This window comes from Pseudomonas sp. WOUb67, from assembly GCF_050058005.1.
In the GTDB taxonomy this organism is placed as follows: Bacteria; Pseudomonadota; Gammaproteobacteria; order Pseudomonadales; family Pseudomonadaceae; genus Aquipseudomonas; species Aquipseudomonas putida_R.
The window spans coordinates 3,112,312-3,124,914 of the sequence record NZ_CP170112.1 but is presented as its reverse complement, the minus strand read 5'-3'; the positions used below and the strand labels follow the sequence as shown (position 1 = coordinate 3,124,914).

Here is a 12,603-nt window from a genome sequence, read left to right as displayed (position 1 = left end):
TCAACTATCAGGATATCTGATATGCATAGTATTGATATCGATAGCGTCGACCTGAACCTGCTTCGGGTATTTGTCGCGTTGATCGAAGAAGGCGGCGCCAGCCGCGCTGCGTTGCGCCTGGGCGTCACCCAGCCCGCGGTCAGCGCCGCCCTCGCCCGGCTGCGGGAGATCTACGCCGACCCGCTGTTTGAACGCACCGGCCGAGGCCTGCGGCCCACCGTGCGGGCCAACGAACTGGCACCGCTGATTGGCGAAGCACTCAACCGCTGCCGGCAAGCCCTGGCGCTGTCGGTGGCAGGCAAGGACATCAAAGGCCGGACCATCACTGTCGGGCTTTCGGACGATGCCGAAATCGCCCTTGGCCAAGGCCTGCTGGCACTGGTCGACAAGCACTTGGATGGGCTGCGTATCCTGTTCAGGCAAACCCATAGCGGCCTGGTCCAGGACATGCTGATGCGCCACCAGGTGGATATCGCCGTATCTGCAGGCGGGTTGTCCTCACCCCTGATCGCCCGGCAGCGCCTGGGCCGGGGCAATTACCTGGGCATTGCCGATGCACACAACACCCCGCCGGTCAGTGCAGAGGACTATGCCCAGCGGCCGCACCTGCTGGTGTCATCGGGTGGTTTTGTCGGCATCGTCGACGAAGGCCTGAATGCTGCCGGGTACAAGCGCAGCATTCGTGCCTCTACCTCACACTTTGCCGCCGTGCCGTTCCTGCTGGTGGGCTCGGAGCTGATCACCACGGTGCCTACCCATGCCGCACGCGCCATGGAGCGGGTGTCGACGCTCAAGACCTTTCCTTGCCCGGTAGCGCTGCCCTCCTACGACCTGGAGATCGGCACGCGGGTCGGCAGCAAGCACGACAGCACACTGCAAACGGTCAAGGCTTTGATCATTGAGCTGGTTGAGCAGTCGTTTTGCCTGTCGTGACGGGCGTGTCCTCTATCAGCCGCACCGGTATGGCAAGGATCAACACCGTTGCCCCCAGGGTGAGCGCACCGGCAAACACATACAGGCCAAGGTCGAGGCTGCCGGTGCTGGCCTTCACCGCCCCCAACACCGTCGGGCTGGTGAAGCCGCCGAACAAGGCCAGCGAATTGATCAAGGCAATGCCCCCGGCAGCCGCCTGGCCACCCAGGTAGCGCGTGGGGATGGTCCAGAACAATGGCATCGAGGCATACAACCCCACCGCTGCCACACTCAAGGTCACCAGCCCAGGTACCAACTGCCCCGGCACCCAGGTACAGGCAACCAAGGCACAGGCCGCCAGGACCATGCAGCTTGCCAGGTGCCAGCGGCGCTCACCCACCGCATCGGAGTGCCTGCCGATCACGATCATGCCCACACCACCGGCAAGATACGGCACGGCCGTAAGCAGGCCGATGTGCAAAGGGTCTGTCACGCCATAGCCCTTGATCATGCCCGGCAACCAGAAGCCCAGGATATACAGCCCGGCCATCACCGAAAAGTACACCAACGCCAAGGCATAGACCCGCGGGTCGCGCAGCACGGCACCCAGCCTGTGGCTGCTGCCGGCAACGGGCGCTTCGACCTCCTGGGCAATGCGCGCGCGTTCCTCGGCACTTAGCCATTTGGCGTCTTCGGGTCTGTCGATCAGCAGCAAGGCCGCCAGGATACCGAGGACAATCGCCGGCGAACCTTCCAGCAGGAACATCCACTGCCAGCCATGCAGGCCATGCACGCCATCCATCGCACCGATGATCCAGCCGGATAACGGCCCGCCCAGCACCCCGGCAATGGCGATGGCAGACATGAACACGGCAATCACACTGCCGCGCAGGCGTGCCGGGAACCAGAAGGTCAGGTAAAGGATGATGCCAGGGAAGAACCCGGCTTCGAACACACCCAACAGGAAGCGGGCGATATAGAACTGCTGTGGGGTCTGGACGAACATCATGCTGGACGACACCAGGCCCCAGGCAATCATGATGCGCATGATCGTCCTGCGTGCACCGATACGCGTCAGCAACAAGTTGCTGGGCACTTCAAACAATACATAGCCGATAAAGAAGATACCTGCGCCCAGCCCATAAACAGCATCACTGAAACCCAGGTCCTGTTGCATGCGCAACGCCGCAAAACCGATGTTCACACGGTCCAGGTAAGAAACGATGTAACTCACAAACAGCAAGGGCAAGATCTTCCAGGCGATCTTGCGGTACAACAGACGCGAATCGTTGTTCATTTTTGAAAAGCCTCGGATGTTTTTTTTATTAGTGCAGGGCTGCGTGATGCACAGAAACGTGAATCGGCCCCTGCCGGGCAGCAGCGCGATGCCAGGCAGGGGCCGATTCAACGGTGTCGCGTGTTCAGGTCACTGCTGGAACTTGACGGAGGCCTTGGCCCGTTCATCGACGGTCAGGGTGAATACGTCGGGCCGCGAATAGTGGCCGACCACATCGAAGTCGTAACGCGCCTTGACCAGCTCGGCCGAATCGATCTGCGCCACCAGCAAGCCCGGGCCGTTTTTCAGCGGGCCGGCAATCACCTCGCCCATGGGGCCTATGATTACGCTGTTGCCCTGCATCAGCAGGCGGTCATCGTCCCAATGCGGCAGGCTCACCCCAAGGTCGCGCGGTGAGGGCTGGAACTGGCAGGCACTGACCAGGAAGCAGCGCCCTTCGTGAGCGATATGGCGCATGGAAACCTGCCAGTTGTCACGCTCGTCCACGGTCGGTGCACACCACACCTCGATGCCTTTGGCATACATGGCCGTGCGCAGCAGCGGCATGTGGTTTTCCCAGCAGATGGCAGCACCGATCTTGCCGACCGGGGTGTCGATCACTGGCAACGTCGAGCCATCGCCCTGCCCCCAGATCAGCCGCTCACTGCCGGTTGGCATCAGTTTGCGGTGGTTGCCGACCAGCCCCTGTTCCGGCGAGAAGAACAATGCCGAGCAAAACAACGAACTGCCCGCCCGCTCGATCACGCCGACCACCAGATGCGCACCGGTGCGTTGCGCCAACGCGGCCAGTTCGGCAGTTTCAGCGCCCGGGACATCAATGGCATTGTCGAAATAGCGCTGGAACGCTTCGCGACCCTCAGGCAGGCGATAGCCCATGTAAGTGCCGAATATTTCACCTTTCGGATAACCGCCGAGCAACGCTTCTGGCATGACGACCAATTGCGCGCCAGCGCGCTTTATTTCGTCTTCATAAGTCAGGATTGTTTCCAGCGTTTGTTGTTTGCCGTCAGGGTGAGAGCCAATTTGCAGTGCGGCTACAGTCGAGATAGTCATGGGTTTTTATTTTTCAGGTGGTGGATGGTCTGCATAGGTTCCACTTACCCTCGATATCGAGCAATTCGCATTACTTTAAATCTGTTATCAGCTCTATTTATATCCTGAGCAATGGCACGCTGTTACTGTGTCACTGCCGTGGACATCATCCCTGGCCTACGCAACTCGCGGTAGGAGCAGCCTTGTGCTGCGAAGAGGCCATTGCAGCCGAAGATGATCTTCAGCCTTGCCGGCCTCTTCGCAGCACAAGGCTGCTCCTACAGGTCCTGTGCTTGCCTTGGAGAATGGAGCAGCTGCCACGCCGCCTGGCTGTCGTCCTGGGTGAAGAACGTCCGCAGATGCTCGACAAAGCACGACACCTTGGCCGACAGGTTCAGGCGTTCCAGGTACACCGCATAGATATCCGCAGGCGGTGTCTGGTAGTCGCCCAGCACTTCCACCAAACGCCCGCTGCGCAGGTGATCAGCCAGGTTCCACTCGGCCCGCATCAGGATGCCTTGCCCATCGAGGGCCCAGTTCAGGGCCACTTCGCCATCATTGGTGCTCAGGCTGCCACGTACCTTCACCGACTCGCTCTGCTTGCCGCGGCTGAGCCGCCAGATGCCGAACGCGGCATCGTTCTGGCGCAACACGATGCAGTTGTGGCTGGCCAGGTCTTTTGGCGTGCCAGGGGTGCCGTGGGCCTCCAGATAAGCGGGCGCCGCGCACAATCGGCGGCGGTTGGCCGCGATCTTGCGGGCGATCAAACGCGAGTCAGGCAGCTCACCAAAGCGGATCGCCACATCGATGGCATCGTTCGGCAGGGCGATGGGGCGGTCGGTCAGGTGCAACTGTACCTCTACCTCGGGGTAGCGTTTGGCAAACGACGACACGGCCGGCCCCACATGCGTACGACCAAAGCCCAGCGGCGCATTGACCCGTAGCAGGCCCTTGGGTTCGGCACGGCTGCTGGAAACCTGGCGCTCCATTTCCTCGATCTCACCCAGTATCCGCCGGGCATTCACCAGGTAGGTCTCGCCTTCGGCGGTAAGGCTGATGCTGCGTGTGGTGCGGTTGAGCAGGCGCACGCCCAGGCGCTGCTCCAGCTGGGCCAGGCGCTTGGAGACTGCGGGCGGCGTCAGGTTCAGTTCGCGCGCGGTGCCCGCCAGGCTGCCCACCCTGATCAGCTGGGTGAAAAACGCCAGCTCCGATACCGGATTCATAATTAACCTGAGGGAAACAATGAGTTGAATTTCATTGTATTACAGCATTTTTGAAAAACCATTACCTTTTGCCCTGCGTGATTAACCACAAAGACGCTGGGCTTTTCGGCCACCAAGGCCAGGTGTGACCTGCACCCCACGAGCAGCCCGGCCGCCAGATAAATCCGACTCACAACAATAATTCGGAGACGGCAATGGCCAAGCGATTGTTCGGCAAGCTTTACGTACAGGTATTGATCGGCGTAACCCTCGGGGTGCTGATCGGGGTGTTCTGGCCACAGGTTGGCGCAGACTTGAAGCCCATCGGCGACGCCTTCATCAAACTGATCAAAATGGTCTTCGCCCCCATCATCTTCGCCACGGTGGTGCTGGGCATCGCCAAGATGGAAAACATGAAGGAACTCGGCCGCGTGGGTGTGCGTGCGCTGATCTACTTCGAAGTGCTGTCCACCTTCGCCCTGGTACTGGGGTTGGTGGTGGTCAACCTGGTACAGCCCGGCCAGGGCATGAACGTCGACCCTGCAACCCTTGATGCCAAAAGCATTTCCACCTATACCGCAGCGGCCGCCGGCAACAGCGGGGGCTTCATCGACTTCATGCTGCATGTGATACCCGGCAGCGTGACCGACGCCTTCGCCAAGAACGAGATCCTGCCGATCCTGCTGTTCAGCACATTGTTCGGGGTCGCCCTCTCGCACCTGGGCCCTCGCGGCAAACCCATGGTGGATGTGCTGGAAGCGTTCTCCCACGGCATGTTCTTCATCGTCGGCATGATCATGCGTGTGGCCCCGCTGGCCGCCTGCGGCGCCATGGCCTTCACCGTCGGCAAGTACGGCCTGGGCTCGATCGTGTCGCTGGGCAAGCTGATGGCAACCATGTACCTGACCTGCTTCCTGTTCGTGGTGATCGTGCTGGGGGCCATCGCCCGGTTGTCCGGCTTCAACCTGTGGAAGTTCCTCAAGTACCTGAAGGAAGAACTGTTCACGGTACTGGGCACCAGCTCATCCGAGTCGGTGGTGCCGCAATTAATGAACAAGCTGGAAAAGGTCGGCGTGTCCAAACCAGTGGTGGGCCTGGTGATCCCCTCGGGCCTTACCTTCAACCCGGATGGCCAGTGCATCTACTACACCATGGCCGCCATCTTCATCGCCCAGGCCACCAACACGCCGTTGACCCTGATGGACCAACTGCTGGTGCTCGGCGTGCTGCTGCTCACCTCCAAAGGCTCCGCAGGGGTGACCGGTTCGGGCTTCATCACCCTGGCCGCGACCCTGGCGACCATGGACAACATCCCGGTAGCCGGCATGGTGCTGCTGCTGGGCGTGGACCGTTTCATGTCCGAAGCCCGCGCCATCACCAACACCATCGGCAATGCCGTCGGCACTGTGGCCATCGCCAACTGGGTCGGTGCGCTGGACAAGCAGCGCATGGCCCAGGCCCTGGACGGCCAGCTACCGGAAGAACCACAACCCACCGAGACCCGCCCTGCTGTCCTTGCACGCATGGAGGCCGGCACACCCACACCCTGACCTATCGATAACAGCAAGAAGAACCCGCCTTGTGATGCAGTGAGGAAATAATCATGGACAAAGAAACCGCCGTGTCATCGCTTACCGACGTGATGGCCAAGTTCACCGCCTATATCGGCAAACGCCTGCCCAAAGACGTGAAGGAAAAGACCGCCAAGTTGCGCGCCGCCGAAACCAACCCGTTGGCCATCGCCGTGTACGACTCGATGGCCGACAACCAGGAATACGCCGACAAGCTCAACCGCCCCAGCTGCCAGGACACCGGCGTGATCCAGTACTTCGTCGCGGCCGGCGCGCGCTTCCCGCTGCTAGGTGAGATGGAAAGCATCCTCGAGAACGCCACCAAGGAAGCCACTGTCCAGGGGCCGTTACGCCACAACGCGGTGGAAACCTTCATCGAGAAGAACACCGGCACCAACACTGGCTCGAAAATCCCCTGGCTGGACTGGGAAATCATCCCGGATGCCGACTACGCCATCGTCGATGTGTACATGGCCGGTGGCGGCTGCACCTTGCCAGGTTCGGCCAAGGTGCTGATGCCGGGGCAAGGCTATGAAGGGGTGACCGAGTTCGTCTTCGATGTCATCACCTCGCGTGGGGTCAACGCCTGCCCGCCGTTGCTGGTGGGGGTCGGGGTTTCGACCTCGGTAGAGACAGCAGCGCGCCTGTCGAAAAAGGCCATCCTGCGCGAAGTCGACTCCAGCCACCCCAACGAAAGCGCAGCAATGATGGAAAAGCTGCTGGAGGACGGCCTGAACGAAATCGGCATCGGCCCACAGGGCCTGACCGGCAACAGCAGTGTGATGGGTGTGAACATCGAGTCCTCGGCCCGCCACCCCTCCACCATCGGCGTGGCAGTATCCACCGGTTGCTGGGCGCATCGCCGCGGCAAGATCCGCATCAACGCCGACCTGACCTACGACATCCTCTCGCACGAAGGGGTAGTACTGTGAAAAAGATCCTGAGCACCCCGATCAGCGACGAAGACCTGGCAAACCTCAACGTTGGCGATGTGGTCTACCTGACCGGCCAACTCGTGACCTGCCGAGACGTGGCACACCGCCGCCTCATCGAACTGGGCCGCGAGCTGCCGGTCGACCTGCGGGGCGGCGCCATTTTCCACGCCGGCCCTATCGTCAAGAAGAAAGACGACGGCAGCTTCGAGATGGTATCCATTGGCCCCACCACCAGCATGCGCATGGAAAAGTTCGAGAAGCAGTTCATCGAGCAGACCGGGGTGAAGCTGATTGTCGGCAAGGGTGGCATGGGCCCGGAAACCACCACCGGCTGCCTGGAAAACAAGGCGGTGCATGCCGTGTTCCCTGGAGGCTGTGCAGTGCTGGCAGCCACCCAGGTCGAGGAAATCGAGCGCGCCGAATGGCAGGATCTGGGCATGCCGGAAACCCTCTGGGTCAACCGTGTGCGCGAGTTCGGGCCGCTGATCATCTCCATTGATACCAAGGGCAACAACCTGTTCGAACAGAACAAGGCCCGCTTCAACGCGCGCAAAGGGGCAGTGATCGAGAAGATCAACAGCCAGGTGCGGTTCATCAAATAAACCTCGGCTGCTGGCTACGCGGTCCCACCTGACCTGTATTTTATTTCAAGGCAAACACAGGCCCGGTAGGAGCAGCCTTGTGCTGCGAAGAGGCCGGTAAAGTTCACATAACAGTATGATCTGTACCGGCCTCTTCGCAGCACAAGGCTGCTCCTACAGGGATGGACAGCGCCCACTACGCTTTTGTCAGTTCGCCAATCTTCTCCAGCCGCGCCCGCACGATATTGCGGCTGATGTTCAGCAAGCGCCCCGTCTGCAGCTGGTTGCCGTGGCAATACCGATACGCCGCCCTGAACACCGTCTCTTCGATGTGCTCATACAAATTCGGCACATTCTGCTCGAACAGCGCCAGCAATGCGCTTTCCAGATCTGGCGGTGCCGCGCTCGCTGCCGGCAAGTACCCATGGGTCACAGGCGCCGCCACCTGCGGCCGCATATCGACCAGGTGCAGGTCCGCCGGTGCCACCACCTGATACCGGCACACCAGCAAGGCATGGTGAATGGCATTTTCCAGCTCGCGGATGTTGCCGGGCCAGCTATGCGCCAGCAATTTGCGCTCGGCATCCGGGCTCAGCGATGCCCGTTCGTAACCCAGCCGTCGGCAATGCTCTTCGATGAAAAATTCCGCCAGGGGCAGGATGTCCCCCGGCCGCTCTCGCAATGGCGGCAGGCGGATTGTCGCGACATGCAGGCGATAGAACAGGTCTTCACGAAAATGCCCCGCCACCACCGCATCGGCCAGGTTGACGTTGGTCGCCGCCACCAGCCGCACGTTGATCGGGATCGGCGTACGTGAGCCCAGGCGCACCACTTCGCGCTCCTGCAGCACCCGCAGCAACTTCACCTGCATGTTCAGCGGCAGGTCGCCAATTTCATCGAGGAACAGCGTGCCGCCATTGGCCGCTTCGAACCAGCCGGCCTTGTTGCTGGTGGCGCCAGTGAACGCGCCTTTCTCGTGGCCGAACAGCTCGCTCTCCACCAGGGTTTCGGCAAAGGCACCGCAGTTCACGGCCACGAACGGTTCGCGCCCACGGCGGCTGAGGTGGTGGATATGACGGGCAACCAGCTCCTTGCCGGTGCCGGTTTCGCCGATGATCAGGGTATTGGCCTCGCTGGGCGCCAGGCGCTCGATGCGGCTGAGTAGCTCCTGGGAGCGCGGGTCCTTGAACACGAGCACGGTGGCACGTACCGACTTGGTCAGCTCGCGGGCATTGGGGTGGGTGATCAGCGACATAGGGGCATTCCTGGCAGTTGACGCGCCGGCCCATAGTGCATGAAACAAATTAGATCAAAAAATTATTAATTAATCTTTCGATATTCGAATTAAGAATATTGCAATTTTCAGCAACCCATTGCTGCCACAGCAGCAACCCGTCAGCACTCCCCTGCCCGCCGATCAGCAGACCGTTTCCTTCACACCAACTTGTTCATGGCTGGAGGCCCTGTAAATAAAGGGCTTAAGCCACTTTAAGGCATGCTGGCATGCATTTCGCTCCTGGCCTGTAGAACCTTTGCCTGGAGCTGCACATGAACAATCCCTGGCGTCATGCCCTCGCCCTGCTGGGCGGCCTGTTCCTCAGCCTGGCTGCGCTGGCAGCCGAGCCACCGGCGGCGGTGCGCATCGCCATCGTCGCCTTCACCCAGGGCGGTGCGCCGGTGTTCGGCGGCATCCCCGGGCGGGTGATCGAAGAAGGCTGGCTGGAACAGCAACTGGCCGCCCGCGGCGTGAAACTGCAATGGACCGCCCTACCCCATGCCGGCGCCGGGCCGCAGATCAACGAAGGCTTCAGCAACGACAGCCTGGACTTTGCCGTACGCGGCGATCTGCCTTCGGTCATCGCCGGGGCCGGCCAGGTGCCGGGCAAGCTGGTGGTACCGGGTGGCAGCGGCAACAACATCTACCTGGTAGTACCGAGCGACTCGACGGTGCGCAGCATCCAGGACCTCAAGGGCAAGCGCCTGGCCTTGCACCGCGGCCGGCCTTGGGAGTTCGCCTTCAGCAACTTCCTGCAAAGCCAGGGCCTGGCACTGAGCGACTTCAAGATCGCCAACCTCAACCCGCAAGTGGGCGCCGCAGCGGTGTCTGCCGGCAAGGTCGACGCCGCTGTGCTGCTCAACGAAGCCTATGCCCTTGAAGACAAAGGCGTGGCGCGCATCCTCTGGTCGACCAAGCAAGGCGCCAACGACTGGCGGCTGGTCTCGGACCTGTGGGGCACTGACCGCTTCGTGCAGCAACACGCCGACCTGACGCAACTGGTGGCCACCGCTTGGGTGCGCGCGGCCTGGTGGATTTCCCAAGAGCAGAACCGCGATGGCTACTACGCGCTGTCATCCCGCGCTGGTGTCAGCGAAAGCGTGCTGCGCCGGGACGACCAGGACGACCCGGTCGCGTGGAAAGCGCGCTGGGCGCCGAAAAGCGATGCCCAGCTCAAGGCCCACTACGACGCCCTGGGCCAGTACGCCCTGGCCAACCGGCTGATCCGCACGCCCTACGACATTACCCACGACCTGGCCACGGGCTTTACCCGCCAGGCGCTGATCGACCTGCAACTGACCCACTACTGGCCGTCCCTCGACGCCCAGATCAGCCAACAACCTTGAGAGCCTTACCCATGAAACTGCCTGCTTCGCTCGTCTTCGGCCTCAGCGCCCTGGCTCTGTCCATCGGTGCCATGGCCGCCGAAACCTACGCGCCCAAACCCGACCCGCAACAGGGCGATGGCCGTGTCTCGGCCTTCTACACCTGGAGCAAGGCCATCCCCGCCACGCCCGGGAAACTGCTGCGCAGCGAACCGCTGGACCAGGCACTCAGCCTGCCCAATGCGGCCAGCGCGCAACGCATTCTGTACACCTCCCTGGATGGCATCGACGGCAAGACGCCAGTCGTGGTGTCCGGCGCACTGTTCATCCCCAAAGGCAAGGCGCCGGCAGGCGGCTGGCCGGTCGCCAGCTGGGGCCATGGCACTGTGGGTGTGGCAGATATCTGCGCACCGTCCTGGGCTGGCCGCAGCTACCGCGACGTGCAATACCTCAACCGCTGGCTCGAGGAGGGCTACGCCATCGTCGCCACCGACTACCAGGGCCTCGGTGTACCGGGCGGCCACCCGCTGCTGAACAACCGCATGGCCGCCTACGGCATTCTCGATGCGGCCAAGGCCGTGGTCGCCGGCGTGCCGGGGCTGGCCGACAAGGTGCTGATCATTGGCCAGTCGCAAGGCGGCGCCGGGGCCTTTGCCGCCGGTGCCTATGCGGCGACCTATGCACCCAAGCTGGGCGTCAAGGGCAGCATTGGCACAGGGGTGATCTACACCGTGGGCGCGAAGAATGTGGGCGAGCAGGACCCGGACAAGGTCGACCCGGCCCTGGCCTATGGCTTCTACACACTGCTGGCTGCGCAGCAGTACGACCCGAGCATCGACCCGCGCGACTTCTACACCGACAAGGCCCTGCCGCTGTTCGAACAGGCGCGCACCAGCTGCCTGTCGGCACTGGTCAGCGACGTGGTCGGCACAGGCCTGACCCCGGCCAACGCCAAGAAAGACTACCAGGGCGACCAGCTCAAGCCATGGCTGGCGCAGGTGTCGTACCCGACCCTGAAGCTGGCCCAGCCGATTTTCATCGGCACCGGCGCCGAGGACAAGACACCCGCCGCCGCTACACAGGTGGCGCTGATGCAGGACGCCTGCAAGGCCGGCTCGGTGGTGCAGGGCCACCTGTACAAGGGCCTGGGCCACAGCGAAACGGTGAATGCCTCGCTGAAGGACTCGATCCCCTTCGCCCGCCAGGTCATCAGCGGCCAGCCGGTCATCCCCAATTGCAGCCCAAGCGTCCAGTAAGGAGGCCAGCCCATGAGCATCGAATTCTTCACCCGCCTGCCCCTGCATGGCGAAACCCAGTTCCTCCCCGGCGACCCGCGCAACCGCGGCGACTGGCATGCGGGCGGGCCCAGCACCGGTGCGGTGTCGGGGTTTGCCGTGGGTGATCACTTCACCTACATCGACTACCTCGGGCAAATCGCCCGCGCCGCTGAAATCAACGGCTTCGGCGGCGCATTGATGGTCAACGCCCCCACCGGCGAGGAGCCGTGGACGGTGTGCTCGCTGCTGGCCCGGGAAACCCGCACGCTGAAATTCGTCACCGCGTTCCAGCCCTACCACTACACCCCGTGGGTGGCCGTGCAGCAGGCCGCAACCTACCAGCGCGCCACCGGCAACCGCCTGGTGTGGAACATCATCAACGGCGGCTCGGATGCCATCCAGCGCCAAGTCGGCGACTTCGAAGACCATGACCAGCGCTATGCCCGCGCCACCGAATTCATGGATGTGGTGCGCGGCTATTGGCACAACGAGCAGTTCCACTATGAAGGCACCTACTACCGCGCCGAAGGCGGCGGCCTGCGCGGCCCGCTGAAAAAGGCCGAGCTGCCGCTGATCTGCACCGCCGGCTCGTCGGTGGCAGCGCGCGAGTTCGCCGCCAAGCACGCCGACTTCTACCTGATGCGTGCCGAGCACCCGGACGAGATTGCCGCGCTGATCGCCGACATCCGCGCCCGGGCGCTGAAGTGGGGCCGTACCGACATCCGCTTTGGCCTGTCCATCGACGTGATCGCCCGCGAGACCGAAGAAGCCGCACTGGCCGAGGCCAAGCGCTTCTTCGACGAAGGCGTGGCCAAGGGCACGGTCAAGGCCCGCGCCGCCCACGCCGGCCTGCGCACGGCGCGCAAGCTGAGCTACGAGCACGGCTACAGCGACCAGGAGGAGCAGCAGGCGTTCGACGATTTCTTCATTCACCCCAATGTGTGGACCGGTTTCGGCTACATCGGCGTCCCGCCGGGCTGCGCGCTGGTGGGCAGCTACGCCAACGTGGTGGCGCGTATCCGCGAGTACCACGGCATCGGTGTCGACCTGTTCTTCCTCGCCGGCTACCCGCACCTGGAAGAGGCCTACCGCATCGGCGAGCACATCCTGCCGCACTTCCGTGCGCAGCGTGCAGCCCTGGCCCGCCCGGCAGCCGAACCCGTGCAACTGCACGCCAGCAACGGAGCCTGACGCC

11 protein-coding genes are annotated in these 12,603 nt (G+C 62.6%); 7 read left to right on the top strand and 4 right to left on the bottom strand.

Annotated elements, in window-relative coordinates:
* Window positions 1-21: 21 nt before the first annotated feature.
* On the top strand, window positions 22-933 hold the full coding sequence (locus ABOC32_RS14125; RefSeq protein ID WP_426811460.1) for a LysR family transcriptional regulator: 912 nt from the start codon (window positions 22-24) through the stop codon (window positions 931-933).
* On the opposite strand, the gene ABOC32_RS14120 is transcribed toward ABOC32_RS14125, so the two are convergent.
* The 3 genes from ABOC32_RS14120 to ABOC32_RS14110 form a co-directional block, all read right to left on the bottom strand.
* Window positions 896-2,209, bottom strand: a complete 1,314-nt coding sequence (locus ABOC32_RS14120) for an MFS transporter (RefSeq protein WP_426811459.1) — start codon at window positions 2,207-2,209, stop codon at window positions 896-898. The genes ABOC32_RS14125 and ABOC32_RS14120 overlap by 38 nt on opposite strands.
* A gap of 129 nt (window positions 2,210-2,338) precedes the next feature.
* Window positions 2,339-3,262, bottom strand: coding sequence for a carbon-nitrogen hydrolase family protein (locus ABOC32_RS14115; RefSeq protein WP_426811458.1), 924 nt, complete (start codon window positions 3,260-3,262; stop codon window positions 2,339-2,341).
* A 257-nt stretch (window positions 3,263-3,519) separates the two neighbouring features.
* Window positions 3,520-4,464 (bottom strand): LysR substrate-binding domain-containing protein, encoded by a 945-nt coding sequence (locus ABOC32_RS14110; protein ID WP_426811457.1) that lies wholly within the window; start codon window positions 4,462-4,464, stop codon window positions 3,520-3,522.
* Between the two features lie 194 nt (window positions 4,465-4,658).
* On the opposite strand from ABOC32_RS14110, the gene ABOC32_RS14105 reads away from it, so the two are divergent.
* Genes ABOC32_RS14105 through ttdB form a run of 3 tightly spaced genes read left to right on the top strand, consistent with a single transcriptional unit; the run spans window position 4,659 to window position 7,551 of the window.
* Entirely contained in the window at window positions 4,659-5,993 is a 1,335-nt protein-coding gene (locus ABOC32_RS14105) for a dicarboxylate/amino acid:cation symporter (RefSeq protein WP_426811456.1), read from the top strand.
* Between the two features lie 53 nt (window positions 5,994-6,046).
* Complete coding sequence (gene ttdA, locus ABOC32_RS14100) at window positions 6,047-6,946, top strand: L(+)-tartrate dehydratase subunit alpha (RefSeq protein WP_234225648.1); 900 nt, start codon at window positions 6,047-6,049, stop codon at window positions 6,944-6,946.
* On the top strand, window positions 6,943-7,551 hold the full coding sequence (ttdB, locus tag ABOC32_RS14095; protein WP_426811455.1) for a L(+)-tartrate dehydratase subunit beta: 609 nt from the start codon (window positions 6,943-6,945) through the stop codon (window positions 7,549-7,551). Before ttdA ends, ttdB begins: the two co-directional genes overlap by 4 nt.
* A 175-nt stretch (window positions 7,552-7,726) precedes the next feature.
* Here the strand turns inward: ttdB and ABOC32_RS14090 are convergent, their stop codons facing one another.
* The gene (locus ABOC32_RS14090) at window positions 7,727-8,785 is read right to left on the bottom strand and encodes a sigma-54 interaction domain-containing protein (RefSeq protein WP_426811454.1); all 1,059 of its coding nucleotides are present in this window, start codon (window positions 8,783-8,785) and stop codon (window positions 7,727-7,729) included.
* Window positions 8,786-9,078: 293 nt separating this feature from the next.
* Between ABOC32_RS14090 and ABOC32_RS14085 the strand changes: the two genes are divergently transcribed.
* Genes ABOC32_RS14085 through ABOC32_RS14075 form a run of 3 tightly spaced genes read left to right on the top strand, consistent with a single transcriptional unit; the run spans window position 9,079 to window position 12,599 of the window.
* Window positions 9,079-10,152 (top strand): ABC transporter substrate-binding protein, encoded by a 1,074-nt coding sequence (locus tag ABOC32_RS14085; protein WP_426811453.1) that lies wholly within the window; start codon window positions 9,079-9,081, stop codon window positions 10,150-10,152.
* 11 nt (window positions 10,153-10,163) lie between these two features.
* Complete coding sequence (locus ABOC32_RS14080) at window positions 10,164-11,387, top strand: lipase family protein (RefSeq protein ID WP_426811452.1); 1,224 nt, start codon at window positions 10,164-10,166, stop codon at window positions 11,385-11,387.
* Between the two features lie 12 nt (window positions 11,388-11,399).
* Window positions 11,400-12,599, top strand: coding sequence for an LLM class flavin-dependent oxidoreductase (locus ABOC32_RS14075; RefSeq protein ID WP_426811451.1), 1,200 nt, complete (start codon window positions 11,400-11,402; stop codon window positions 12,597-12,599).
* The last annotated feature ends 4 nt before the right edge of the window (window positions 12,600-12,603 follow it).